The 24,382-nt window shown below is 67.5% G+C and carries 22 protein-coding genes; 19 read left to right on the top strand and 3 right to left on the bottom strand.

Annotated features, from left to right (window positions below; genetic code table 11):
- Window positions 1-254 precede the first annotated feature (254 nt).
- From U9J33_RS05085 to U9J33_RS05155, 15 genes are read left to right on the top strand one after another with little or no spacing between them, the layout of a single operon-like run.
- On the top strand, window positions 255-413 hold the full coding sequence (locus U9J33_RS05085) for a hypothetical protein (RefSeq protein ID WP_156336725.1): 159 nt from the start codon (window positions 255-257) through the stop codon (window positions 411-413).
- Complete coding sequence (locus U9J33_RS05090; RefSeq protein WP_324698297.1) at window positions 410-1,753, top strand: AtzE family amidohydrolase; 1,344 nt, start codon at window positions 410-412, stop codon at window positions 1,751-1,753. Before U9J33_RS05085 ends, U9J33_RS05090 begins: the two co-directional genes overlap by 4 nt.
- Before the next feature lie 11 nt (window positions 1,754-1,764).
- A complete protein-coding gene (locus tag U9J33_RS05095) occupies window positions 1,765-3,132 on the top strand; it encodes an NCS2 family permease (RefSeq protein ID WP_054440136.1) in 1,368 nt (455 codons plus the stop codon).
- On the top strand, window positions 3,132-4,058 hold the full coding sequence (locus U9J33_RS05100; protein ID WP_207906125.1) for a 5'-methylthioadenosine/S-adenosylhomocysteine nucleosidase: 927 nt from the start codon (window positions 3,132-3,134) through the stop codon (window positions 4,056-4,058). The genes U9J33_RS05095 and U9J33_RS05100 overlap by 1 nt, the downstream gene beginning before the upstream one ends.
- A gap of 4 nt (window positions 4,059-4,062) precedes the next feature.
- Window positions 4,063-5,646, top strand: a complete 1,584-nt coding sequence (locus tag U9J33_RS05105; protein ID WP_324698299.1) for a gamma-glutamyltransferase family protein — start codon at window positions 4,063-4,065, stop codon at window positions 5,644-5,646.
- Window positions 5,640-6,950, top strand: a complete 1,311-nt coding sequence (locus U9J33_RS05110) for an allantoate amidohydrolase (protein WP_324698301.1) — start codon at window positions 5,640-5,642, stop codon at window positions 6,948-6,950. Before U9J33_RS05105 ends, U9J33_RS05110 begins: the two co-directional genes overlap by 7 nt.
- A gap of 43 nt (window positions 6,951-6,993) precedes the next feature.
- The gene (locus U9J33_RS05115; RefSeq protein ID WP_324699007.1) at window positions 6,994-8,199 is read left to right on the top strand and encodes an alanine--glyoxylate aminotransferase family protein; all 1,206 of its coding nucleotides are present in this window, start codon (window positions 6,994-6,996) and stop codon (window positions 8,197-8,199) included.
- A gap of 14 nt (window positions 8,200-8,213) precedes the next feature.
- On the top strand, window positions 8,214-9,095 hold the full coding sequence (gene puuE, locus U9J33_RS05120; RefSeq protein WP_324699008.1) for an allantoinase PuuE: 882 nt from the start codon (window positions 8,214-8,216) through the stop codon (window positions 9,093-9,095).
- Window positions 9,092-9,472 carry an oxalurate catabolism protein HpxZ gene (hpxZ, locus tag U9J33_RS05125; RefSeq protein ID WP_324698303.1) on the top strand — a complete coding sequence of 127 codons (381 nt, stop codon included), beginning with the start codon at window positions 9,092-9,094 and terminating at the stop codon, window positions 9,470-9,472. The genes puuE and hpxZ overlap by 4 nt, the downstream gene beginning before the upstream one ends.
- Window positions 9,469-9,909: a 2-oxo-4-hydroxy-4-carboxy-5-ureidoimidazoline decarboxylase gene (gene uraD, locus U9J33_RS05130; RefSeq protein ID WP_324698305.1), complete on the top strand. Its 441-nt coding sequence runs from the start codon at window positions 9,469-9,471 to the stop codon at window positions 9,907-9,909. Before hpxZ ends, uraD begins: the two co-directional genes overlap by 4 nt.
- The gene (locus U9J33_RS05135) at window positions 9,906-11,333 is read left to right on the top strand and encodes an NAD(P)/FAD-dependent oxidoreductase (RefSeq protein WP_324698307.1); all 1,428 of its coding nucleotides are present in this window, start codon (window positions 9,906-9,908) and stop codon (window positions 11,331-11,333) included. The genes uraD and U9J33_RS05135 overlap by 4 nt, the downstream gene beginning before the upstream one ends.
- Entirely contained in the window at window positions 11,330-11,662 is a 333-nt protein-coding gene (gene uraH / locus U9J33_RS05140; RefSeq protein WP_132469494.1) for a hydroxyisourate hydrolase, read from the top strand. The genes U9J33_RS05135 and uraH overlap by 4 nt, the downstream gene beginning before the upstream one ends.
- Window positions 11,663-11,698: 36 nt before the next feature.
- A complete protein-coding gene (gene guaD / locus U9J33_RS05145) occupies window positions 11,699-12,985 on the top strand; it encodes a guanine deaminase (RefSeq protein WP_324698309.1) in 1,287 nt (428 codons plus the stop codon).
- Complete coding sequence (locus U9J33_RS05150; RefSeq protein WP_324698311.1) at window positions 12,982-14,001, top strand: adenosine deaminase; 1,020 nt, start codon at window positions 12,982-12,984, stop codon at window positions 13,999-14,001. The genes guaD and U9J33_RS05150 overlap by 4 nt, the downstream gene beginning before the upstream one ends.
- Entirely contained in the window at window positions 13,998-15,104 is a 1,107-nt protein-coding gene (locus U9J33_RS05155) for a nucleoside hydrolase (protein WP_324698313.1), read from the top strand. The genes U9J33_RS05150 and U9J33_RS05155 overlap by 4 nt, the downstream gene beginning before the upstream one ends.
- Before the next feature lie 58 nt (window positions 15,105-15,162).
- Here the strand turns inward: U9J33_RS05155 and U9J33_RS05160 are convergent, their stop codons facing one another.
- Together U9J33_RS05160 and U9J33_RS05165 are read right to left on the bottom strand one after the other, a co-directional pair.
- A complete protein-coding gene (locus tag U9J33_RS05160; protein WP_054440022.1) occupies window positions 15,163-15,696 on the bottom strand; it encodes a phosphoribosyltransferase in 534 nt (177 codons plus the stop codon).
- Window positions 15,697-15,808: 112 nt separating this feature from the next.
- Window positions 15,809-16,729 (bottom strand): LysR family transcriptional regulator, encoded by a 921-nt coding sequence (locus U9J33_RS05165; protein ID WP_054440025.1) that lies wholly within the window; start codon window positions 16,727-16,729, stop codon window positions 15,809-15,811.
- A 386-nt stretch (window positions 16,730-17,115) separates the two neighbouring features.
- Between U9J33_RS05165 and U9J33_RS05170 the strand changes: the two genes are divergently transcribed.
- The 4 genes from U9J33_RS05170 to U9J33_RS05185 all read left to right on the top strand — a co-directional run bounded on the left by U9J33_RS05170 (window position 17,116) and on the right by U9J33_RS05185 (window position 23,484).
- Entirely contained in the window at window positions 17,116-18,120 is a 1,005-nt protein-coding gene (locus U9J33_RS05170; protein ID WP_324698316.1) for a purine nucleoside permease, read from the top strand.
- Complete coding sequence (locus tag U9J33_RS05175) at window positions 18,117-19,679, top strand: adenosine deaminase (protein ID WP_324698318.1); 1,563 nt, start codon at window positions 18,117-18,119, stop codon at window positions 19,677-19,679. Before U9J33_RS05170 ends, U9J33_RS05175 begins: the two co-directional genes overlap by 4 nt.
- A gap of 203 nt (window positions 19,680-19,882) precedes the next feature.
- The gene (locus U9J33_RS05180) at window positions 19,883-22,306 is read left to right on the top strand and encodes a TonB-dependent siderophore receptor (protein ID WP_324698320.1); all 2,424 of its coding nucleotides are present in this window, start codon (window positions 19,883-19,885) and stop codon (window positions 22,304-22,306) included.
- 68 nt (window positions 22,307-22,374) lie between these two features.
- Window positions 22,375-23,484, top strand: coding sequence for a purine nucleoside permease (locus tag U9J33_RS05185; RefSeq protein WP_324698322.1), 1,110 nt, complete (start codon window positions 22,375-22,377; stop codon window positions 23,482-23,484).
- Here the strand turns inward: U9J33_RS05185 and U9J33_RS05190 are convergent.
- The gene (locus tag U9J33_RS05190) at window positions 23,460-24,362 is read right to left on the bottom strand and encodes a LysR family transcriptional regulator (protein ID WP_324698324.1); all 903 of its coding nucleotides are present in this window, start codon (window positions 24,360-24,362) and stop codon (window positions 23,460-23,462) included. The two genes, U9J33_RS05185 and U9J33_RS05190, sit on opposite strands and share 25 nt — an antisense overlap.
- Window positions 24,363-24,382: the final 20 nt, after the last annotated feature.

Genomic DNA, 24,382 nt, shown 5'->3' on the forward strand with positions numbered 1-24,382 from the left:
GCAGGTTCCCGCGCAAGCCGGAGCGGCCGGTTTGCAGGCCGCTCTAATTTTTGCAACGATCCATCCCGATCATAGCGTTTGATCGAACACTGGCCAACGGGCAGAGCCTTGGTCATGTCGCGTGTCCTCCCGTTCCGAAACCCGGAAAACCTCCCGAACCCGCTTGTCCGTCCCAGGCCCGCCGGGCATGATCGCGCGGTGTCCGAGGTCCGTGCCCGTCGGCGCGGCGGGCGCTGCTGAGGAGGCCGTTTTTCGTGTCCGACCGTCCCGCGATTCCCCTGACCCTCGAAGAAGTGGCGCGTGCTGCCGACCAGCGCGGGCTCGTCGTCGCGCCGGCCTGCATGGCGGGCGTCATGACCAATCTCGCGCTGCTGGCGCGCCATGCCGAGACCCTTCGCGGGACGACGAAGTGAAATCCGCCCGCGAGATTGCCGAGGCCGTTCGCAGCGGCCGGACAAGCGCCGTGCAGGTGGTGGAGCAGTGCCTTGCCGCGCTGCCCGCCCCCGGCGCCGATCCGCTGGTGGCGATCACGCGGCTGCTGCCCGCGCGTGCCCTTGCCGAGGCGGCGGCGGTCGACGCCGCGATCGCGGCGGGCAAGGACCCCGGACCGCTCGCCGGTGTGCCTTACGGGGTGAAGGACCTGTTCGACGTGGCCGGGCTGCCGACCACGGCGGGCTCCTCGATCTATGCCGAGGCGCCGGCCGCGCTTGCCGATGCCGAGGCTGTTGCGCGGCTGCGCTCTGCCGGCGCGGTGATGGTGGCCACGCTCAACATGGACGAGTTCGCCTACGGCTTCGCCACGATCAACGCGCGCCACGGCACCACCCGCAATCCTCACGATCCCTCCCGCCTTGCCGGCGGTTCCTCGGGCGGCTCGGCGGCGATGGTCGCGGCCGGGCTGCTCGCGTTTTCGCTGGGATCGGACACCAACGGCTCGGTGCGCGTGCCCGCCAGCCTCACCGGGATCTACGGGCTTAAGCCTTCGCATGGCGACCTTCCGCTGGCAGGCGTGTTTCCCTTCGCCGAGAGTTTCGACGACGTGGGGCCGTTCACCGCCACAGCGGCGGACATGGCGCTCGTGTGGGAAGTGCTATCGGGCCGCAGCGCGCAAGACGGGGATCGTCCGCTGCGCCTCGGCCGTCTGGGCGGCCGCTTCCGCGAGAATGCCGATGCCGACCAGCTCGCCGCGATCGACGCCATCGCGCCCGATGCCCCGCAGGTCGAACTGCCGGACATCGCCCGCGCCCGTTCGGCGGCGTTCCTCATTACCGCCTTCGAAGGCGGCAACCTCCATCGCCATGCCCTGACCGAACAGGCCATGGCCTTCGATCCCGCAACGCGGGACCGTCTCCTCGCAGGTGCGTTGCTGCCCCGCGCGCTCTACGAGGAGGCGGTAGCTTTCCGCCATGCCTTCCGGGAACGGATCGCCTTGATGATGGCGGATTTCGATGTGCTGCTGGCGCCCGCAACGCCTTGTGCGGCCCCGCTCATCGCAGATCCGCGCATCGAGATCGACGGCGCGCTTTCGCCCGCGCGGGCGGATCTGGGCATTCACACGCAGCCGATCAGCTTCACCAGCCTGCCCTCGCTTGCCGTGCCGCTGCACCGGCCGGGGCGATTGCCGCTGGGCCTGCAACTGATCGGCGCGCCGGACGGGGAACCGGCCCTGCTGCGCTGCGCCGCGCAGCTTGAACGACAGGGAATTATCGGGGTGAGCGAGCCCATCCGCTCGCTGCAAGGGGCAGACAGGTGACACAAGTGGACATGACGGCGGACGACGAACCGGGCACGCCGCCCGCAGGACCCGGCGCGGGCGCGCTGGAGCGCTGGTTTTCGCTGAAGGAGCGCGGCACCACCGCCCGTACCGAGGTTCTGGCGGGCGTGACCACGTTCCTGACCATGGCCTATATCGTGCTGGTCAATCCGGCGATCCTGGGCACGGCGGGAATGCCGGTCGCCTCGGTCGCGGCCGCAACCTGCTTTGCCGCCGCCTTCGCCTCGATCCTGATGGGCTTCGTGGCCAATACGCCGCTGGCGCTGGCGCCGGGCATGGGGCTCAACGCCTATTTCAGCTTCACCGTCGTCCAGCAGATGGGCGTGCCCTGGCCGGTGGCGCTGGGCTGCGTGTTCATATCGGGCGTGGCGTTCCTCGTCCTGACCGTTACCGGCGTGCGCCAGCTGATCGTCGCCTCGATCCCGCAATATCTCTTCGCGGCGGTGGCGGGCGGCATCGGCCTGTTCATCGGCTTCATCGGCTTCAAGGATGCCGGCATCGTCGTTGCCAATCCCGCGACTTTCGTGGCGCTCGGCGATCTCAAGGCGCCCGGCGCGGCGCTGGCGCTGATGGGGCTGGCGGTGATCGGCGCGCTCAGCGTGTGGAACGTGCGCGGGGCGATGCTGATCGGCATCCTGGCGACCAGCGTGGTCGGCTGGCTCTGCGGGATGGTCTCGGTCTCGCCGGAACCCTATTCGCTCGAAGCCCTGACCGGCACGGCCTTCAAGCTGGACCTTGCGGGCGTCTTCGGCCTTTCCGGCAGCCATGGCCTGGGTCTGCTGGAGATCCTTTTCGTGTTCCTCTTCGTCGACCTGTTCGACAATATCGGAACCCTCGTGGCGGTGACCAAGCGCGCCGGGCTGATGGACGAGAACGGCCGCATCCCGCGCCTCAACCGCATCCTCATCACCGATGCCACCGCCACCATCGTCGGCTCGATGGCGGGCACCAGCACGGTGACCTCCTATGTGGAAAGCGCGGCGGGCGTGCAGGAAGGCGGGCGCACCGGCCTGACCGCCGTGGTCACCGGCCTGCTGTTCCTGGCCACCATGTTCGTGGCGCCTTACGCCCAGCTCATTCCCCTGGCGGCAACCGCGCCCGCGCTCATCATCGTCGGCGGGCTGATGCTGCTGCCGCTGACCGAGGTGGAATGGGAAGATCCGCTGGCGGCGATCCCCGCCTTCCTCACGGTGGCGATGATCCCGCTCACCTTCTCGATCGCCAACGGCCTCGCCTTCGGCATCACCGCCCATGCCGGGCTCAAGATCGTGCGCGGCACCATCGAGAAGAAGGACTGGTTCCTGCTGGTGCTGGCCCTGCTGTTCATCGCCCGCTTCGTCTGGATGGGAGCCGCCTGATGCGCGCCATTGCAATGTTCCTCGCCCTTGCCGCCGTCTGCGGCGCCGTTCCCGCCGAAGCGAAGCGGCTTGACGATACGCCGCGCACCGTGGTGATGACCGCGTTTTCGCCCGAATGGGACGCACTCGCCCCGGCCATCAGCAAGCCGCGCGAATACAAGGTCAACGGGCTTACCTTCCTCACCGGCAAGCTGGAGGGCAAGCCGGTGGTGCTGATGGCCAGCGGCGTGTCTATGGTGAACGCGGCGATGAACACGCAGCTCGTGCTGGATCGCTTCAACGTGCGCCGGATCGTCTTTTCCGGGATCGCCGGCGGCGTCGATCCCGAACTGTCCATCGGCGACGTGGTGGTGGCGCAGGACTGGGCCCAGTATCTTGAGGTTTCCTTCGCGCGCCAGACCGAACAGGGCTGGGTCGTGCCCGAGGAAGTCGATGCCGGGGCGCCGAAGAACTGGAACATGATGTTCCCGCGCGGCGTGCGGCTGGGCAATGCGGCGGAACCGATGCAGCGGCACTATACGATCGCGGTCGATCCCGGCCTCGTCGATCTTGCCCGCAAGGTCACGTCCGAAGTCACGCTGCGCCGCTGCGCCAAGGATGGTCCGCCCGAGCAGGCCGGGCCGTGCCTGCCGCAGACGCCGCGCATCGTCGTGGGCGGAACCGGGGTGAGCGCGGGCGTCTTTGCCGACAATGCCGAGTTTCGCGGCTATCTCCAGCAGGCCTGGCACGCCCGCGTGCTCGACATGGAAAGCGCGGCGGTGGCGCAGGTCGCTTATGCCAACCGGGTGCCGGCCATCGTGTTCCGCAGCCTTTCCGATCTCGCCGGGGGGGATGCCGGGGCGAACCAGATGAATGCCTTCATGGCGCTGGCCTCGGTCAATTCCGCCCATGTCGTGCGCGCCTTCGTCGCCGCGCTGCCGGACTGAGGCGATGGAACTGACGACGGTTACCGGAACGCGCGGCATCGTCACGGCGCCGCATCGCGTTGCGGCCGAAGCGGGGCTGGCGGTGCTGATGGACGGCGGCAATGCGGTGGAGGCTACCGTTGCGGTGGCCGCCACGCTGGCGGTGGTCTATCCGCACATGACCGCGATCGGCGGAGACGGTTTCTGGCTGATCCGCGAACCGGACGGCGCCGTGCATTCGGTACACGGCTGCGGCGGCGCGGCGGGCAGCGCCGACCTTGCGCTCTATGCCGGGCTGGACGCGGTGCCCACGCGCGGGCCACTGGCGGCCAACACGGTGGCGGGGACGATTTCCGGCTGGGCGGCGGCGCTGGAAACCTCGGGAGGGACACTGCCGCTCGAACGCCTGCTGCGCGATGCGATCCGGCATGCCGGGGAAGGTGTGACCGTGACCGCCGGGGGCGCTGCGATCGCCGCTGGCAAGGGCGCCGAACTGCGCGCCGCGCCGGGAGCCTATGCCGCGGTGTTCGAGCCGGAAGGCCGCCCGCTTGCCGAGGGTGACGTGCTGCGCAATCCCGCGCTTGCCGAAACCTTCCGCACGCTGGCGAGAGAGGGGCTGGACAGTTTCTACCGGGGCGAACTGGCCGCCGCGATCGCCGAGGACCTTGCCGCGCTGGGCAGCCCCGTTTCGGCGGCGGACCTTGCCGCGCATCGCGCCACCCGGCCGCAGCCGCTTTCCGTCCCCATCCGCGGCGCGCGCCTCTACAACAGCGCCCCGCCGACGCAGGGCTTCGCCTCGCTGGTGATCCTTGCGCTGTTCGACCGGCTCGCCGCCGATGGGCCGGACGGTTTCGCCCATGTCCACGGGCTGGTCGAGGCGACCAAGCAGGCCTTCCTGCTGCGCGACGCGCACGTGGGCGATCCGGCCTATACCGATTACGATTTTCAGGCCCTGCTTGACGATCCGCAGGCGCTTGATGCCATGGCGGCGCGGATCGATCCGGCCCGCGCGCTGCCCTGGCCGCAGCCGCCGCAGTGGGGCGATACCTGCTGGTTCGGCGCGGCGGACGGGGAAGGGCGCGTGGTCTCCTCCATCCAGTCCACCTATTTCGAGTTCGGTTCCGGCCTGGTGCTGCCGCGCAGCGGGATCGTCTGGCAGAACCGGGGCAGCTCGTTCCGTCTGGCCGAAACGGGGTGGAATGCGCTCAAGCCCGGTCGCAAGCCGTTCCACACGCTCAACCCCGCGCTCGCCGTGTTCGAGGACGGGCGCGTCATGGCCTATGGCACCATGGGGGGCGAGGGGCAGCCACAGACGCAGGCGGCGCTGTTCAGCCGCTATGCCCGCTACGGCGCCGACCTCCAGGCCGCGATCAGCGCGCCGCGCTGGCTGCTGGGCCGGACATGGGGTGAGGCGACGACCTCGCTCAAGCTGGAGGACGGTTTCGACGAGGCGCTCTACGCCGCGCTGGCGCAGGCCGGGCACGACGTCGAGCGGGTCGGCCCGCCGACCGCGACGATGGGCCATGCGGGCGCCGTGGTACGTCTGCCCGGCGGCACGTTCGAAGGCGCCACCGACCCTCGCAGCGATGGCGGCGTGGCCGCATGGTAGAGGCCGGCGGAGCCCGCGCCGTCGCCCGCTGCGATGCCCTTGGCGCGGCGCCTTACAGCGAGCTGGAGCAGGGCCTCTATCGCGGCTACCTGACCCCGGCCTACCATGCCACGGTGGACCTCGTCGGCGCGTGGATGGTCGATGCGGGGATGGATGTCGATCTCGATGCGACCGCCAATCTCCATGGCCGCTACGAAGGCGAGGCGCCCGGCGCCCCGGCGCTGGTGATCGGCAGCCACCTCGATTCCGTGCGGGACGGCGGCTGCTACGATGGCCCGCTGGGGGTCATGCTCGGCATCGAATGCGTCGCCGCGCTCAACGAGCAGGGCCGCCGCCTGCCTTTCGCCATCGAGGTCTACGGTTTCGGGGACGAGGAAGGCTCGCGCTTTCCCGCCGCCATGCTGACGAGCCGCGCCGTGGCCGGAACGCTGGACGTCGATCTCGGCGCGATTGCCGATGCCGAGGGGGTGTCGATGGAAGTGGCGCTCGGCTCGTTCAAGACCGATTATGACGTGGTGACGGCCAAGACGCCGACGAACACCTTCTCGACACGGACCTACCGCGCCGCGCGCCGCGCGCCGGAAGACATCGTGGCCTATCTCGAAGCCCATATCGAACAGGGTCCGGCGCTGGAGGCGGAAGGGCTGGCGCTTGGCACCGTCACCGGGATCGCCGCGCAATTGCGCTATGCCGCCACCGTGCGCGGCATGGCGGGCCACGCGGGCACGAGTTCGATGCCGCTGCGCCGCGATGCGCTGGCCGGGGCGGCCGAAATGGTGCTCGCGATCGAGGAGATCGCCCGCGCGGATGGATCGGATCTCGTCGCCACCGTCGGCAGGCTGGAGGCCATGCCCGGCGCTGCAAACGTGATCCCCGGCGAAGTGCGCTTCACCATCGATGTGCGCTCGGGCGAGGCGGCCCGGCGGGACCGTGCGGCGGGGGAAATTCTCTCGCGGCTGGAGCAGATCGCCTCGAAGCGCGGCCTCGTGCTCGATCTGGCGCTGGTCCACGACCTGCCTGCCAGCCCTTGCGATCCCGTGCTGATGGACCTTCTGGACGCGGCCATGATCGAGGCTGGCCAGCCGGTGCGCCGTCTCGTCTCGGGTGCGGGGCACGATGCCATGGTCATGGCATCGCTCTGCCCCACGGCGATGCTGTTCATCCGCTGCAAGGACGGCGTGAGCCACAATCCCGCCGAGCATGTCGAACCCGCCGACGCCGATGCGGCGCTGCGGGTCATGCGGGGCTTCATCGAGAAACTGGGCCAGAAACACTTGGGAGACAGCTTTGCCGACCGAACTTGATCCGCTGCTCTTCGGCGAGATCGACCCGCCCCAGCGCCTGCTCATGGGGCCGGGGCCGATCAACGCGCACCCCCGCGTGCTGCGGGCGATGAGCGCGGACCTGCTGGGCCAGTTCGACCCGGAAATGACCGGCTACATGAACCAGGTCATGGCGCTCTACCGTCCGATCTTCGGCACGCGGAACCAGTGGACCATGCTGGTGGACGGCACCGCGCGTGCGGGGATCGAGGCGGCGCTGGTCAGCCTCGTGGCGCCGGGCGACGTGGTGCTGGTGGTGAACTTCGGGCGTTTCGGCCTGCTGCTGGCCGAAATCCTCACCCGCATCGGCGCGGTGATCGAGACGGTGGACGCGCCCTGGGGCGAGGTCGTGCCGCTGGAACGCGTGGCCGAGGCCATCGCCCGCTGCCATCCCAAGGTTGTGGCCACCATTCACGGCGACACTTCGACGACGATGGCGCAGCCGCTCGACGGCTTCGGCGAACTCTGCCGCCAGGCGGGCGCGCTCAGTTATGTCGATGCCACGGCGACCATCGGCGGCATGGAACTGGCGGCGGACCGCTGGGGCGTGGATGTCGTCACCGGCGGCTTGCAGAAGTGCATGGGCGGCCCCTCCGGCTCGGCGCCGATCACGATTTCGGACAAGGCGGCCGAGCACATCGGACGCCGCCGCCACGTGGAACAGGGCATCCGCCGCGACGACATCGTGGACGGGCAGGGGCCGCGCATCGGTTCCAACTATTTCGACCTTGCCATGGTGATGGACTACTGGTCGGACAAGCGGCTCAATCACCATACCGAGGCGACCTCGATGCTCTATGCCGCCCGCGAATGTGCGCGCATCGCATTGGGGGAAGGGCTGGAGGCCCGCTATGCCCGCCATGCCGCTGCGGGCCGGGCGATGGCGGCGGGGCTGCGCGCCATGGGGCTCTCGCTGTTCGGCGACGATGCCCACCGGATGACCAACGTCACCGGCGTGTTCATTCCCGAAGGCGTGGACGGCGAAGCGGTGCGCATGGCGATGCGGCAGCAGTTCGAGATCGAGATCGGCACCGCCTTCGGTCCCCTGCAGGGCCGGATCTGGCGGATCGGCGCGATGGGGTACAATGCCATGAAGCACAAGGTGCTGCTGACCTTGGCGGCGCTGGAAGCGTGCCTCGGCATGGAAGGCTTCAGGCTGCCGCCGGGCAAGGCGGTTCCGGCGGCCATGGCTGCATGGGACTTTCCGCAAGTTGGGGAGCAGCGGGCATGAGCAAGGGGGCGGACATGGCCCGCGATCTCGTCGGCTATGGCCGCACGCCTCCCGATCCGCAGTGGCCCGGCGGGGCGCGCGTGGCGGTGCAGTTCGTCATCAACTACGAGGAAGGCGCGGAGAATTCCGTCCTCAACGGCGACGAACGCTCCGAGGCCTTCCTCAGCGAGATGGTCGGCGCGGCCAGCCATGCCGACCGGGCGATGGCGATGGAGAGCCTTTACGAATATGGCAGCCGCGCAGGGTTCTGGCGGCTGCACCGGCTGTTCACCGGGCGCGGGTTGCCGGTGACGGTGTTCGGCGTGGCCAGGGCCATGGAGATGAACCCCGAAGCCGTCGCCGCGATACTGGAGGCCGGCTGGGAAATCGCCAGCCATGGCCTGCGCTGGATCGATTACCAGAACGTGCCCGAAGCGGTGGAACGCGCTCACATCGCCGAAGCCATCGCGCTTCACGAAAGGCTCACCGGCAGCCGCCCGCTCGGCTGGTATCAGGGCCGCACCTCGCCCAATACCGCGCGGCTCGTCGCCGAGGAGGGTGGCTTCCTCTACGATGCGGACAGTTATGCCGACGACCTGCCCTATTGGGACAGGCGGCACGGCAAACCGCAGCTCGTGGTGCCCTATACGCTCGACGTGAACGACATGAAGATCGTGGCGCTCAACGGCTTTACCGAGGGGGAGCAGTTCTTCCGCCACATGCGCGACACTTACGATCAGCTTCGCGAGGAAGGCGGGCGGATGATGTCGGTGGGCCTGCACGGCCGCATTGCCGGCAAGCCCGGCCGCGCCCGCGCCGTTGCCCGGTTCCTCGATCATGTCGTCGCCAGCGGTGACGGATGGGTTGCCCGGCGCATCGATATCGCGCGCCACTGGCAGGAGCGTTTCCCGGCATGAAGATCGACGATCCCGTGCTTCACGCCGAAGTGGCCGCTGCCTTTCGCGCCTACGAGCGCGCGCTGATGGCGGACGATGTTCCGGCGATGGACGCCCTGTTTCATCAGGCGCCCACCACCAACCGCTACGGCGTGGGCGAAGTGCTTTACGGGATCGAGGAAATCCGCGCATTCCGCAAGGGACGCGGCGGCTCGCCGCAGCGCCGGCTCGGGCGTGTCGCCATCACCGTCTATGGTGACAGCTTCGCCACCGCCGATGCCGAATTCTTCCGCGAGGGTTCCGACAGTCGCGGCCGCCAGACGCAGAGCTGGGTGCGTTTCGATGACGGCTGGAAGGTCGTTTCCGCTCATGTCAGCCTCGAAGGGAGCACGTCGTGACCGCGCTTTTCGAACATAGCCCCTGGGTGGAGGAGCGCGCCGATGCGCGGCCTTTCTCGGGGGATCGCCATGCCGATCTCCTGGCGGTGATGCATGAGGCCAGCGCCGGGGAACAGCTCGCCCTGATCCGCGCGCATCCCGAACTGGCGGGCAAGGCGGCGATCGACCGGACCCTGACCGAGGCTTCGGCCGCCGAACAGGCCAGTGCCGGGCTCGACCGCCTGACGCCGGGGGAATACGAACGCTTCCACGCGCTGAACGCCGCCTACCGCGCCCGGTTCGGCTTTCCCTTCATCATCTGCGTGCGGTTGACCGACAAGGCGGGCATCCTTGCCGCGATGGAGCGCCGCCTCGGCAACGAACGCGACGCCGAAGTGGCGACGGCGCTGGAACAGATCGGCGAAATCGTGCGCTTGCGGCTGGAGGATGCGGCATGAGCGAGGTCGGACTGGCCGCGCTCGAAGAGCGGCTGGCGCGCGAGCTGGAGCTGATCGGTCATGACCGGCCCGAATGGGTACGGCCGCGCATGTTCGAGGGCGCGGACGTGCTTGACGTCGCGGTGATCGGCGGCGGGCAGTGCGGGCTTTCGGCCGCCTTCGGGCTGCGTTCGCAAGGCGTGCGCAATGTCATGGTGTTCGACGAGAACGAGCCCGGGTTCGAAGGGCCGTGGGAAACCTATGCGCGCATGGTCACGCTGCGCACGCCCAAGCATCTCAACCCGATCGATTTCGGCATTCCCTCGCTCACTTATCGCGCATGGTGGGAAGCGCAGCACGGCGCGGAAGGCTGGGCGGCGGTGGACAAGATCGCCCGTGGCGACTGGATGGAATACTTGCGCTGGTATCGCCGCGCGCTCGCCCTGCCGGTGACGAACGGCGCGAAGCTGCTGCGGATAGAGCCTTTGCCCGAAGCCGGGCTGCACCGCCTGCACTTCGCGGACGGCAAAGTGGAACAGGCGCGCAAGGTCGTGCTCGCCACCGGCATCCAGGGCGGGGGGGAATGGCACACGCCCGCCATGGTGCGCGACAATCTGCCGGGATCGCTCTGGGCGCATACCAGCGAGCCGATCGATTTCGCCGCGCTGCACGGCAAGCGCATCGGCATCCTGGGCGGCGGGGCTTCGGCTTTCGACAATGCCAACTTCGCGCTTTCGCAGGGCGTGGCGGCGGCGGAAGTCTTCATTCGCCGCAAGGCGCTGCCGCGCGTCAATCCGATCCGCTTCATGGAACGGGTGGGGTTCACCGCGCGCTATCCCGCGCTGGACGATGCCACCAAGTATGCGGCGATGGACTGCTTCCTGGGCCACAACCAGCCGCCTACCAACGACACTTTCGAACGTGCCGCCGCATGGCCCGGCTTTGCGCTGCACCTTGGCGCGCCGTGGCTCGACGTGACGGAGCACGAGGGCCGCGTGCGGGTGACGACGCCGCAGGGCTTCCACGAATTCGACTTCGTGGTGGTTTCCACCGGTCTCGTCAGCGATCCGGGCCTGCGCCCCGAACTGGGGCAAGTGGCCGGGCTTATCCAGCGCTGGGGCGAGCGGGTGGTCCCGACCGGGCCGCGCAATGCCCTGATCGACGCACATCCCTACCTTGGCCCCGCGTTCGAGTTCACCGCGCGGCAGGGCGTGGACCCCGCGCCGCTGCACGGGCTGTTCGCGTTCAACTATTCCGCGCTCGTCAGCCTCGGCCTTTCCGCATCGGCGCTTTCGGGCCTGCAGAACGCCCTGCCGCGCCTTGTCAGGGGCGTGGCGGACCAGTTGTTCCTCGATGACCGGGAGGTGCTGGTGGCCGAGTTCCTGACTTATGACGAGCACGAGTTCCTGGGCGCTTGGCCGGTGCTGCCGGAGTTTGCCGCATGAGCACGCTTTCCACGCACGTTCTCGACACGGCCCATGGCTGCCCGGCCGAGGGAATCGCGCTGGAACTCGCCGGCGCCGGCGGGGCGGTGCTGTTCACCGGCACGACCAATGCCGATGGCCGCTGTCCGGGCATTCCCGCGCTCGATCCGGGGGCCTACCGCCTGACTTTCGCGGTGGCCGCCTATTTTCGCGGCAGGGGCATGACCCTGCCGGAACCGCCGTTCCTTGACCGTGTGTCCATCGACTTCGGCGTGGCGGACGGGCAGGGGCACTATCACGTTCCGCTGCTCGTCTCTCCCTTCGGCTATTCGACTTACCGGGGAAGCTGAGATGGCGCCGCGTCCGATCCTGAAGAGGCCTGCTGCATGATCCGCGCCTTTCGCGGCGAATTCCTGTCCGTTTCCCGAGACCCGCGCAGCGATCCCCAGGCCGTCCGCCACGAAGCGGACGGGCTGCTGGTGGTCGAGGACGGCGTGGTCGCGGCGCGCGGCCCCCATGCCGAACTGGCGGAGCGATATGCCGGTGTCCCGGTGGAAGCGCTGCCGGGCCTCGTCGTGCCGGGCTTCGTCGATTCCCATGTCCATTATCCGCAGACGGACCGCATCGCCTCTCATGGCGAACAATTGCTCGACTGGCTGGAGCGCCACATCTTTCCGGCGGAAAAGGCCTTCGCGGACAAGGCCCATGCCGATGCCGTCGCCGCCTTCTTCCTGGGCGAACTGCTGAGGAACGGCACCACCAGCGCGCTGGTCTTCCCAACCGTGCACGAGCAGTCCGTCGATGCCCTGTTCGAGGCCGCGCTTGACCGGGACATGCGGCTGATCTCGGGCAAAGTGCTGATGGACCTCGGGCCCGACGGCCTGAACGACACCGTGGCCTCGGGCCGGGCGGGCAGCGAGGCGCTGATCCGCCGCTGGCGCGGACGCGGGCGGCTGGGCTACGCGGTGACGCCGCGTTTCGCGCTGGCTTCGTCCGATGCCCAGCTTGCCGATGCGGGCGCCCTGCTGGCCGAGCATCCGGACGTGCTGATGCACACCCACCTTGCGGAGAACCGCCGCGAATGCGCCGAAGTGGCAGCGCGCTTCAGCGCGGCGGCGGACTATCTGGACGCTTACGACCGGTTCGGCCTCGTCACCGGCCGATCGGTGTTCGCGCATGGCATTCACCTGCCGGATCGCGCCTGCCGGCGGCTGCACGAAAGCGGGGCGGGGATCGCGGTCTGCCCCAGTTCCAACTTGTTCCTCGGTTCGGGCTTCTTCGATTTCGCACAGGCCGACCGGCACGGGATACGCCTCGGCCTCGGCTCGGACGTGGGGGCGGGGACGACCTTCTCGCTGCTGCACACCCAGGGGATCGCCTATCAGGCCGCGCTGATGAAAGGCACCGCGCTCGATCCGTTCAGGGCGCTGTGGCTGGCGACGGCGGGCAGCGCCGCCCTGCTTCATATCGCTGACCGGGTGGGCAGCCTCGAAGTGGGGCAGGAGGCCGATTTCGTGGTACTCGATACGCAGGCGACACCGCTGCTCGCCCGTCGCACCCGCCACGCCGACCTTGCCGAACGGCTCTTCGCGTTGCAGGTGCTGGGCGACGACCGCGCCGTCGCGCGCACTTATCTGCTGGGCCGCTGCGCCTGGGACAGGGATACCGAATGACCGACCTCGACACTTTCATCGCCGGCCTGCCGAAGGCCGAGCTTCACCTCCACATCGAAGGCAGCCTCGAACCCGAACTGATGTTCGCGCTGGCGACACGCAACGGCGTGTCGATCCCCTTCGCCACCGTGGAGGAAGTTCGCGCTGCTTATGAATTCTCCAACCTGCAGGACTTCCTCGACATCTATTACGCGGGCGCGAACGTGCTGCTGAAGCGGCAGGATTTCCACGATCTGGCGATGGCCTACTTCGCGCGGGCGGCGGCGGACGGCGTGGTCCATGCCGAATTGATGTTCGATCCGCAGACCCATACCGACCGGGGCGTGCCCTTCGCCGAAGTGATCGAGGGGCTGCTTTCCGCCATGGCCGCCGCCGAAGCGGCGTTCGGCATGTCCAGCAGCCTGATCCTCTCGTTCCTGCGGCACCTTTCGGAAGAGGCGGCCTTCGCCACCCTGGCCCAGGCGGAGCCGTGGCTCGACCGGATCGAGGCGGTGGGGCTCGATTCCTCGGAAGTCGGCCATCCGCCCGAGAAGTTCGCCCGCGTCTTCGCCGCCGCGCGCGCGAAGGGCCTCAGGATCACCGCGCATGCGGGCGAGGAAGGTCCGCCCGAATATGTCCACCAGGCGCTGGACCTGCTGGGCGTCCACCGCATCGACCATGGCAATCGCGCGCTGGAAGACCCGGCCCTGATCGAGCGGCTGGTGCGCGAGGAGATGACGCTGACGGTCTGCCCGCTTTCCAACCACAAGCTCTGCGTGGTGGACGACCTGGCCGATCACCCGATCGACGCGATGCTGGCTCACGGGCTCAAGGCTACCATCAATTCTGACGATCCGGCCTACTTCGGCGGCTATGTCGCGGACAATTACCGCGCCGTCGCGGCGGCTCGCGGGCTTGGCAAGGAAGCGCTGGCCACGCTGGCGCGCAACAGCTTCACCGGCTCGTTCCTGCCAGAAAGCGCGGTAGCGGCGCATCTCGGCGCGCTTGACGCCTACATGGCGGACCATCGCCGATGAAGGCCCTGCTTCGCGCCGTATTGCTGGCGGTGCTTGCGGCTCTGCTGCCGGTTGCCGCCCATGCCGACGGCGCGAGGCGCAAGGTCATCATCGATGACGAGGGCTTCGCGCTCATGCACCTGATGTTCCTGGAAAGCGATCGGGTCGATGTGCTTGGCATCACCACCGTCTCCGGCAATACCTGGGCCAATCGGGCAACCGCGATGGCCTTGCGCGGGCTGGAGATCGCCCATCGCGGCGATGTGCCGGTGGTTCAGGGCGCGACTTATCCGCTGCTCAATTCCGAAGCGCTGACGGAGCGCTGGGAAGCGCTCTACGGCAAGCTGACGTGGAAGGGCGCGTGGATGAAGCAGTGGGTCGAGCCTACCCGGCAATCGACGCCTGCCTACCATGGACCGACCGATCCGGTGGACCTGCCCTGGGGCAATCCAGGACTGAAGGCCTCGCCCGAAATCGCGGCGAACTTCCTGATCCGCATGGTCCACAAGTATCCGGGGCAGATCACCATCGTCGCCTGCGGCCCGTTGACGAACCTTGCGCTGGCGCAGCGGCTCGATCCCGAGTTCGCCGCGCTGGCGGGAGAGCTGGTCTACATGGGCGGGAGCCTCAATCCGCAGCAGCAACTGGACAACGTTTCGGCCGCGCAGTTCGCGCGCGAATATGCCAATTCGCCGCGCCGCGAATTCAACGCCCGTTTCGATCCCGAGGCGGCGAGCATCGTTTCGCGCAGTCCCTGGCGCAAGATCACGGTGGTGCCCGCCGATCCCGCCACCGGCACGCAGCTGACCCCGGAACTGGTCAAGGCGATGAGCGCGGCGGCCGCGCCGGAACTGGGCCGGTTCATCGGCGGCATGGAGGCAGGCTTCCCGATGTGGGACGAGATCGCCGCCGGTGTCCTGCTCGACCCGGGCATGGTGACCGAGGCGGAAGAGCTTTACGTTGACTACAACGCGCAGTTCGGCGCGGGCTATGGCGACATGCTGAGCTGGCGCGAAGGATATCAGCCCGGCCTTGGCGAACGCAAGGCAACCGTGGTGCGCAAGATCGACGCGGCGCGGCTGGACGCGCTGATGGTGCAAGTGATGGCCGCCAGCCGCCGGTAAGCTGGGCCACCGGCAAGCTGGGCGCTCGGCCCGGCTCACCGGTGCTTGAAGGAAGCGTTCAGGCCAGCCGTTCGGGGACCGAAAGCGCTTCTTCCACGATGCTGTCGCGGGTGCCCACCGATTCCCAGGGGAACACGAACCAGCGCTTGTCGTCGGCGCGGTCGATCACTTCGGACCAGAGGTCGACTTCGACCTTCGAGCTCTTGTTGTTGATGACGACGGCGAAGCGCAAGTTGTCATGATCGCCGCCGCCCTGCGTGAGCTGGCCGCGGATATATTCGATGGTGCCGCCGGTATCGTTGATATCGTCCACGAACAGCAGGCGGGTGCCCTGTGCGCTCATCGCCGCGACCTTGGCGATCAGTTCGTCGGCAAAGCCCGGGATCTTGGCCGAATGGTCGATCGAGAGCATCGGCAGGCCGAGCTGGTGCGAGATGTAGACGGCCGGCACCAGTCCGCCGCGCCCGACGCCGATCACGAACTCGGGTTGCCACTCGTTTTGCTGGATCTGCCGCGAAAGCTGGCGGACCTTGGCGAGGAAATCTTCGTAGTATTCGAGGAAATGGAGCTGGGGCTCGGCGGCTTCACTCATGCGGGGCGAATCCTGAAACGATCATGTCGGGAAAGTAGCCCGGTTATCGATTTCATGCGGAATTCGCAATCACGGCAATTTTCCGCACGTCGCGTAATCGAATATGTCGCACCTAAGTCTTTGATGCGGCGTGTCCAAGCTGTGCAAAGCCGTTCTCGAATTCACCCAGGACCATGGTCGCGGCATAGGACGGAGTGCGTGCCGTGGCGGTGCAGAGGGCCAGAGTCATGGGTCTGAGCAGCGAATCGGAGATGCGCGTGAAGTTCAGCAGTCCGCGCTGGACCTCGGTGCGCACGTCCAGCGAGGTGAGCACGCCGATGCCGGTGCCCTGGAGCACCAGCGAGGTGATCATCTGGATATTGTCCGAACTGGCCTTGCGGTCGAGGGTGATGCCGGTGGCGCCTTCGAGCACCGCGATCTGCTGGTAGACTGCAAGCGGGTCCGCCGGGACGATCATCGGTTCGCCCGCGCAGGCCGAGAAACGCGCTTCGGGAAGGGTGGCCAGCCGGTGCTCGGGCGGGGTGATGAACCCCAGCACGACTTCGGTGAAGGCGCGGACCGAAAGGTCGCGATAGGAATGCGGTTCGAACAGGATGCCGCAATCGACGGTGCCGTCGCTCACCGCGCGCCGCACCGCGTCGTTGCCCAGCACTTTCACGCCGATGGTGATGCCGGGATAGCGCTGCTGGATCGCGTGGATGGTGGCGGGAACGTGCCCCTTGGCCAGCGCGTCGATCACCGCGATCTCGACGTGGCCGCGCTTCAGCCCGCGCAAGTCCTCGATCCGCGTGCGCAGGCTGACCATGCCCTGCTGCCACTGCGATCCCGATGCCATCATCATCTCGCCCGCCGCCGTCAGCCGGAGGCCGGTGGGCAGGCGTTCGAACAGCGGCAGGCCCAGTTCGGCCTCGACGTTGAGGATCTGCCTGTCGATCGCCGAGGCGGAAACGTTCAGTTCGTCGGCGGCCTTGCGGATCGAGCCGAGGCGGCCCACCGCCATGAAGTACCGCAGGAAGCGCGAAAATGCCGGCATGGTGGTGTTTCTGGACCCGCTCTAATTTTTGCAATGATGTGTCGAATTCATTGCGTTTGCTCGCACCGTGTCAAGCCCTTACGCAATGGGCAACACCGAAACGTGCGACGGCACCGGCAGCGATTTCTCCTCTCCCAAGAGGTGGCGGCCGGTGCACGAGCGCATGACGGTAGGGGGCGCATCTTCCGCGAAGGGTTGTAAAAGGGACACCCGACGCGGAGGCGCCCCCGCTTGCGGGGTTCAGGGCAATGATGAGGGTTTGCGAAAAACGTCCCCGGTGGGGGCGGCTTCTGGCTGCGCTGGCGATGGCCGGTTCGGTTCCATGCGCTACGGCATCGGCTGCCCAACCGCCGGTGCCGCAGCTTCCGAAAATCGCGCCGATTCCGGTGAAGGTCGTGGTCGTCGCCAATTTCGAACCGGGCGAGGACAAGGGCGATGCCCCCGGCGAATTCCAGCTCTGGGCCGAGCGCGAACATCTGGACGAGAAGATCGCCGTGCGCGGCGTGCTTCATCCACTGCTGCGTAACAAGGATGGGCTCTACGGCATCGTCTGGGGCAATGCCGGTTCGCTGCTGAGCGGCGTGGGTGAACAGCTTACCGCGCTGCTGCTCGATCCCCGTTTCGACTTTTCGAAGACCTACTGGCTGTTCACCGGCATCTCCGGGGTCGATCCGCAAGTGGCCTCGGTCGGCAGTGCGGCCTGGTCGCGCTGGGTGGTCTCGGGCGATACCCTGCGCGAGTTCGACGACCGCGAGGTGGCCAAGAACTGGCCTTACGGGCTCTTCGCCATCGGCGCCAAGGCTCCGAACCAGCTTCCCGACAATCCCGACAGTTTCGCCGGCATGACCGATGCGGGCGCGCTGTCGATGGCGGTCACGCTCGACCAGGGGCTTGCGCAGTGGGCCTTCGACATGACGAAAGCCGTGCCGATCCCCGACAACGCCGATCTCGCCAGGGCGCGCGCTGCGTGGACCGGATATCCCAATGCCCAGAAGCCGCCATTCGTGCTCATGGGGGAGACGCTGGGCTCGGTGCGCTACTGGCACGGCCCGGCCCGCACGCAATGGGCGCGCGACTGGGTCAGGCTGTGGACCGGCGGCAAGGGCCGCTTCGTCATGACCAACATGGAGAGCCAGTCGATGGCGGGCGCCATGCTGAACGGCGCGGCGCAGGGGCTCGTCGATCCCCGGCGCGTGCTGGTGCTGCGCACGGCCAGCAACCCTTCCATGCCGCCGCCGGGCGTCGATGCGCTGAACAGCGTGGGTGACGAAGGCCCCGGCCAGCTTGTCGCCTATGAGGCCAATTACCGCGTTGGCGGGCCGGTGGTGCATGAACTGCTGGCGGGCTGGGCGAAGTATCGCGATACCGTTCCGGGAGCGCCCCGGCCGTGAAGCCGGCCCCGAGACGCGCGCTTGCCAGGGGGCTTGCCGCGGCGGCGGTGCTGGCGGCGGCGCTGGCGTCGGCGTCGGTCGCTCATGCCGATGCGGCGGGCGAGGCGAAAGCCTCGGCGCTGTTCGACGAACTGTCCGGCAACGCGGCGATGCTGCGCCTGTTCCTTCAGGCGATGCCCAAGGGCGGCGACCTGCACAACCACCTTGGCGGCACCCCTTCGGCGGAGGACTGGCTGGACTGGGCGGGCAAGGCGGGCTTCTGCGCCGGAAGCGATCTCAAGCTGCTGCCGCCGCCCTGCGCCGATGCCGACAGGATCACCCGCATCGCCGCCGAACGGCCCTTCGACTATGCGCGGCTGGTCGATCACCTCGGCACGCGCGGCTGGCAGAAGGGGATCGGCCGGGACGAGGTTTCCGGGCACACCCAGTTCTTCATCAGTTTCGAGCGCTTCGGCCCGGTTGCGCCGGGGCATACGGTTCCGGCGATGGAAGTCGCGCTGCGCACGTCCGCGGGCGACAGCGCGACGTACCTCGAACTGATGCACAATCCGGATGCGATGATGGCCTATATCCTCGCCGCGCCTGATGTGCCGCTGGACGAGACGGGGCTTGAGGCGCGCTATGCGCAGGAACTGGCCGGTCTTGCCCCGGCGATCGCCAAGGCCCGCGCCGAACTGGACCGGGACGAGAAGCAGGTACGGGCCGACATGGGCTGCGGCACGTCCTCGGCCGAGGCAGCCTGCGGCCTTGCGGTCCACTATCTTGCCAGCGCCTTCCGCGCGCTGCCGCCCGCGCAGGTGTTCCGCTCGCTGATCGCCTCGTTCGCGCTGGCCGATGCCGATCCGCGCTATGTCGGGGTCAACATCGTCCAGCCCGAGGACTGGCCGGTCTCGATGCGCGACTACGACCTGCACATGGCGATGTTCCGCTTCCTCGAAGGCAAGTATCCGCGCGTCCACCGCACGATGCATGCGGGCGAGCTTGCCTTCGGACTGGTGCCGCCTGCCGGTATCCGCAATCACATGCGCAAGGCGCTCGATGCCGGGGCGGAGCGCATCGGCCACGGGGTGGCCATCGCTTACGAGGACGATGCCGCCGGCACGCTGCGCCGAATGGCGCGCGATCACGTTGCGGTGGAGATAAACCTTTCCAGTAACGACGTGATCCTGGGTGTTCGCGGGGGCGAGCATCCGATCCAGCTCTACCGCCGCTTCGGCGTGCCGGTGACGCTTTCCACCGATGACCAGGGCATCCTGCGCACCGATCTTACCCAGGAATACATGCGCGCCGCGCGCGAGCAGGGGCTGCATTATGCGGACCTCAAGCAGGTGACGCGCGCCAGCCTCGAATTCGCCTTCGTGCCCGGTGAGAGCCTCTGGCGCGGGCGCGTGCCCGGTGAGCCGGTCGCCGCCTGTACCGCCGGGTTCGATGCCGCGCCATGCCGCGCGCTGTTGGCGCGCAGCGAGAAGGCTCGGCTTCAGGTCACGCTGGAACAGCGGCTCGACGCGTTCGAGCAGGGCCTTGAACGGCTCATGCCCGCACCGGGCGGCAAGGGATAGTTTCGAGTACCCGGCGCGCCCGGTCACGGTGCGCCGCAACAATCACAACCTCACGGGAGACGGGGTTCAACAACAGGCCGGCGGAACCGCGAGGGGCGCGATTATCCGTACGGTTTCAGGGGGCTGGCACGATGGCCGCATCGATTGATACGCACATGGAATCCCGTACCGCGCCGCGGCGTCATGCCTTGCGCAGATCCGCCTTGAGTTTCGCCGCCACGCTGCTGTGCTGCACGGCGATCCAGGCTCCCGCCTTCGCGGCGGAAGCGGCGGCAGAAGAACCCGCGCCTGAAGAGGGCAAGGAAATCGTCGTCACCGGTTCGCTGGGCGCCTTGCCGGTTGCCGATGTCGGATCGGTCTTCGGCTTCGACAAGACGCTGACCGAGACGCCGCGCTCGGCATCGACGATCAGCAGCGAGCAGATCGAACGCTTCGGCATCAGCGACATCTACGATCTCGTCGCGCAGGCGCCGGGCACGTTCACCAACTCGTTCTTCGGTGTCGGCGGCGCGCTCGACATTCGCGGCACGCCGGGCGAAGTCTACTTCCGCGGCATGCGCCGTCTCGACAATCCGGGCAACTACCCGACCCCGATCGGCGCTTCCGACCGCATCGACATCGTGCGCGGCCCGGCCTCGCCGATCTATGGCCCGTCGAAGACCGGCGGCTACATGAACTTCGTTCCCAAGACCGCGCGCGTGAAGGGCGGTTCCTATCTCAGCCACCCGGAAGGCGAAGTGAGCTTTACCGGCGGTTCGTGGGACAAGGCCGACCTCAAGGCCGAAATGCGCGGCCCCGGCAAGATCGGCTCGCAGGAATTCGGCTACAGCCTGTTTGCCGAGGTAGAGGATTCGGGCAGCTACTACCGCAACATCTCCACCAAGAACACCGTCCTCCAGGCCGCGTTCGATACCGACTTCACGCCGAACCTGCGGCTTGAATTCGGCGGCATGTACCAGAACTTCAAGGGCGTGCAGAACGGCGGCTGGAACCGCCTGACGCAGGATCTCGTCGATAACGGCACCTACATCACCGGTTCCGCGCAATCGATCGACGACAACGGCGACGGCCAGATATCGGCGGGCGAATTCATCGCGCACGGCAACAACTTCGGGCCGTTCGGCGTCCCCGCCTCCTCCTTCACCGACAGTTCCTTCAACCCGCTCATGGCGCTTACCGATACCGGCACCGCCAAGCTCAGCCGCCGCGACGTGCTGGCAGGCAAGAACGACCGCCTCGATACCCGCGCCACCACGCTCTATGCCGACCTGATCTGGGAAGGCGACGACGACTGGAGCGTCAAGAACCAGGCGTTCTACGACAGCTACGAGAACATCAACGAGAACAGCTACGGCTTCGCGCAGTTCCACGATTCCTGGGTGTTCGAGGACAAGATCGTCGTCGCCAAGAAGTTCGAGAACGACCTCGGCAAGTTCGCCTTCCAGCTCTCGCCGTCGATCCGCTACACCAACTTCAAGCACGGTGACGATTTCGACTACGAATACTTCCACCGCGTGGACCTGACCAAGGGCTACACCGCCGCCTCCGACCGCCTGCTGGCCACCGAATGCCCGCTCAGCGACGAGCCCGGCTATACGGCGGCGGATTGCGGCTACAACAATTACGTCAGCGGCCATTATACCGACTATGCGATGGCCGGCCTTGCCGACATCGACTTCGCGTTCGGCCTCGGGATTACCGTGGGCGCGCGCTACGATTACGTGAAGGCCAAGTCCACATACGACATCACGAAGATGCTCCCGGCGGACGTCGCCGACCTTGGCGGGCTCTACAGCGCCAGCGGCAGCAAGGGTGCCTGGTCATGGTCGGCCAGCGCCAACTACAAGCTGCCCTTCGGCCTGATCCCCTATGCCACGATCGCCCGCCAGTCCACGGTGATCGCGGGGCAGGGTGCCGAGCTTTACGCCGGGGACATCGCGGGCAAGACCTTCATCTCGGCGTCGAAGCTCTATGAAGGCGGCATCAAGGGCAGCTTCCTCGACGACCGTCTCTACGCTGCGCTGTCGGTCTACAAGCAGAAGCGTACCGACTACAACATCCAGTCGATCACGGTAAACCAGTCGGTGGAGACCAAGGGCCTCGAAGCCGAGGCGCGCTGGTCGGTCAACGACCACCTGCTCATCACCGGCGGCTATACCCGCACCAAGGTCTACAACCTGACCGCGCTGGAGAACGGCACGCTGTTCAGCTTCTTCGGCATCGAGGATCTGGTCAACGTCACCGACCCCACGCTTTATCTCGGCGGGCAGCCGATCGGCCTGGTGCTGATCCCCGACAAGAACGCCTCGCGCCGCGCGGGCATTCCGACCAACCTCTACTCGCTGACGGCCACTTACGCCTTCGACAACGGCATCGCGCTCAGCGCCAGCGCCGTGAAGGTGGATTCGGTCTATTCGGGCCAGTCGCAGGTCGTGAAGCTGCCCGCCTATACCAAGGTCGACGTCTCGGCATCTTACGAGACCGGGCCGTGGCTGTTCCGCGTGGTGGTGAAGAACGCCACCAACGAACGCTACTTCCGCGCGAACTTCACCGAACTGTTCGGCTCGACCATCGTGCTGCCGGAAACCCCGCGCAGTTGGCAGGGCTCGATCGTCTACAAGTTCTGACCTCAAAGCGGCGGGGGCGCCTCCCTACCGGCGTCCCCGCTGCCATCGACGAAAAGATGAATCCTGCGATGACATTCCTGACCCGCGCCGTGCTGCTTGCCGGTGCTTCCGCTTCGCTGGCCTTCGGCGTCTCCGCCCAGGCCGCCGCGCCGGTTCCCGATATTTCCGCCTGCGAGCCCGGCAAGCCCTGCGCCGCGCCGCTGCCGGTCAAGGTCGTGGTCGTCTCCCTGTTCGAGATCGGCAAGGACGAGGGCGACACTGCCGGAGAGTTCCAGCTCTGGAAGGAACGGCGGGGGCTGACGATGCGGATTCCCTTCCCGCAATCGTTCCACGATCTCTACTACAATCCCGAGACGCAAGTGCTGGGGGTCGTCACCGGCGTCGGCACCGCACGATCGACCGCGGCGACCATGGCGCTCGGCCTCGATCCGCGTTTCGACCTGTCCAAGTCCTATTGGCTCGTCGCGGGCATTGCCGGGATCGATCCCCAGGATGCCTCGATCGGCTCGGCCGCCTGGGCGCGCTGGGTGGTGGACGGCGACCTTGCGCATGAGATCGATGCGCGCGAAATCCCGAAGGACTGGAAGAGCGGTTTCTTCCCCAGACACCTCAAGGGGCCGAACGACAAGACCACCCCGATCGATACCTCGGGCGGCGAAGTCTACCAGATCAACCCCCGGCTGGAGCGCTGGGCCTTCAACCTGACCAAGGACGTGAATATCCCCGACAGCCCGGAAATCCGGGCCGAGCGCATGCGCTTCACCGGATATCCCAATGCACAGAAGCCGCCGTTCGTCCTGGAAGGGGAGCAGCTTTCCGCGATGACCTTCTGGCACGGCAAGCTGCTGACCGATTGGGCCAACGACTGGGTCCATTACTGGACACAGGGCAAGGGCGAGTTCGTGACTTCCGCGATGGAGGACACCGGCGTGCTTCAGGCGATGACGTATCTCGACCGGATCGGCCGGGCCGACAAGGACCGCGTGCTCGTGCTGCGTGCGGGCTCGAACTACACGATGCCGCCGCCCGGCGTGGATGCGGCCTCCTATCTGCTGCGGGAAAACGAAGGCTACGCCGGGCTCCAGGCCTCGGTCGAGAGCCTCTATCTCGTCGGCTCGAAGGTGGTCGATGCGTGGCTGGCGGACTGGGATCGCTACAAGGACGAACTGCCGGAATAAGCGGCGGGATCACGAGCCAGGGAGGGAAGACTGGCGGCGGCGATCTCCAGCGCTGCCGTCAGTCGTTCTCCCGCCTCGGCCGGGAGGCCGGGGCCGCGCAGGAAACCAAGCCGGCGGCGCAGCCCATAGCCTGTGATGGCGGCCGTGACGGTGCCTTGCCCCGCCAGCGAGCGCGGCGCCACCGTCACCTCGAGCCCCGCTGCGACCATCCTCAGGCAGCGGTCCTCGTTCTCGCTGCGCAAGGCGAAGCGGGGGCGGACGCCGGCATCGGTGAAGAAGCGGCTGGTCCGCTGCAGCACCTCGCAGGAGCGGCGCGCGATCATGATATCGCCGGCAAGTTCCTGCGGAGCGACCTCCCCTCGCCCGGCAAAGCGGTGCGCGGCGGGCATGACCAGCAGGTAAGGCTCCTCCAGCACCTCGCCCGACGCTCCTTCGTCTTCTGCCATGAGCGTGAGCGCGAGGTGGATCTTGCCGCTGGCAAGTTGCCCGCGCAGATCCCGGTCGTCCCCCTCGACCAGTTCGATCCCGAATTCGCGGGCCAGTTCGCGGGCCACCCGCTCCAGCATCGCGCCGGACACGGTGGGAATGACGCCCAGCTTCAGTCCCGGCCATTGTTCCTGGACTGGCCGGGCGAATTGGTCGGCGCGGCGGAAACCCGCTTCGAGGTCGCGGGCGATCGGCAGGAAGGCCCCGCCGGATTCCGTCAGCCGGACATGGCGCCGGTCGCGCACGAACAGCGGCGTGCCGACCAGTCGTTCCAGTTCGGCTATGCTGGTCGAGACGGTGGGCTGGGTGACATGCAGCCGCGCCGAGGCCTGCTTGAAGCTGCCGGAATCGGCAACGGCAAGGAAATGGCGGATATGCGCGCGCTTTATCATTGGAAAAATCTATTCAAATG

Source organism: Novosphingobium sp. RL4 (genome assembly GCF_035658495.1).
Classification (GTDB): domain Bacteria; phylum Pseudomonadota; class Alphaproteobacteria; order Sphingomonadales; family Sphingomonadaceae; genus Novosphingobium.

Excerpts from the sequence above, each read along its gene's own strand:
- U9J33_RS05100 (WP_207906125.1), top strand. The coding sequence starts at position 3,132 with ATGCGCGCCATTGCAATGTTCCTCGCCCTTGCCGCCGTCTGCGGCGCC.
- U9J33_RS05190 (WP_324698324.1), bottom strand. The coding sequence starts at position 24,362 with ATGATAAAGCGCGCGCATATCCGCCATTTCCTTGCCGTTGCCGATTCC.
- U9J33_RS05115 (WP_324699007.1), top strand. The coding sequence starts at position 6,994 with ATGGGGCCGGGGCCGATCAACGCGCACCCCCGCGTGCTGCGGGCGATG.
- puuE (WP_324699008.1), top strand. The coding sequence starts at position 8,214 with ATGGCCCGCGATCTCGTCGGCTATGGCCGCACGCCTCCCGATCCGCAG.
- U9J33_RS05185 (WP_324698322.1), top strand. The coding sequence starts at position 22,375 with ATGACATTCCTGACCCGCGCCGTGCTGCTTGCCGGTGCTTCCGCTTCG.
- U9J33_RS05150 (WP_324698311.1), top strand. The coding sequence starts at position 12,982 with ATGACCGACCTCGACACTTTCATCGCCGGCCTGCCGAAGGCCGAGCTT.
- U9J33_RS05165 (WP_054440025.1), bottom strand. The coding sequence starts at position 16,729 with ATGCCGGCATTTTCGCGCTTCCTGCGGTACTTCATGGCGGTGGGCCGC.
- U9J33_RS05110 (WP_324698301.1), top strand. The coding sequence starts at position 5,640 with ATGGTAGAGGCCGGCGGAGCCCGCGCCGTCGCCCGCTGCGATGCCCTT.
- uraH (WP_132469494.1), top strand. The coding sequence starts at position 11,330 with ATGAGCACGCTTTCCACGCACGTTCTCGACACGGCCCATGGCTGCCCG.
- U9J33_RS05105 (WP_324698299.1), top strand. The coding sequence starts at position 4,063 with ATGGAACTGACGACGGTTACCGGAACGCGCGGCATCGTCACGGCGCCG.
- U9J33_RS05155 (WP_324698313.1), top strand. The coding sequence starts at position 13,998 with ATGAAGGCCCTGCTTCGCGCCGTATTGCTGGCGGTGCTTGCGGCTCTG.
- hpxZ (WP_324698303.1), top strand. The coding sequence starts at position 9,092 with ATGAAGATCGACGATCCCGTGCTTCACGCCGAAGTGGCCGCTGCCTTT.
- guaD (WP_324698309.1), top strand. The coding sequence starts at position 11,699 with ATGATCCGCGCCTTTCGCGGCGAATTCCTGTCCGTTTCCCGAGACCCG.
- U9J33_RS05160 (WP_054440022.1), bottom strand. The coding sequence starts at position 15,696 with ATGAGTGAAGCCGCCGAGCCCCAGCTCCATTTCCTCGAATACTACGAA.
- U9J33_RS05095 (WP_054440136.1), top strand. The coding sequence starts at position 1,765 with ATGACGGCGGACGACGAACCGGGCACGCCGCCCGCAGGACCCGGCGCG.
- U9J33_RS05135 (WP_324698307.1), top strand. The coding sequence starts at position 9,906 with ATGAGCGAGGTCGGACTGGCCGCGCTCGAAGAGCGGCTGGCGCGCGAG.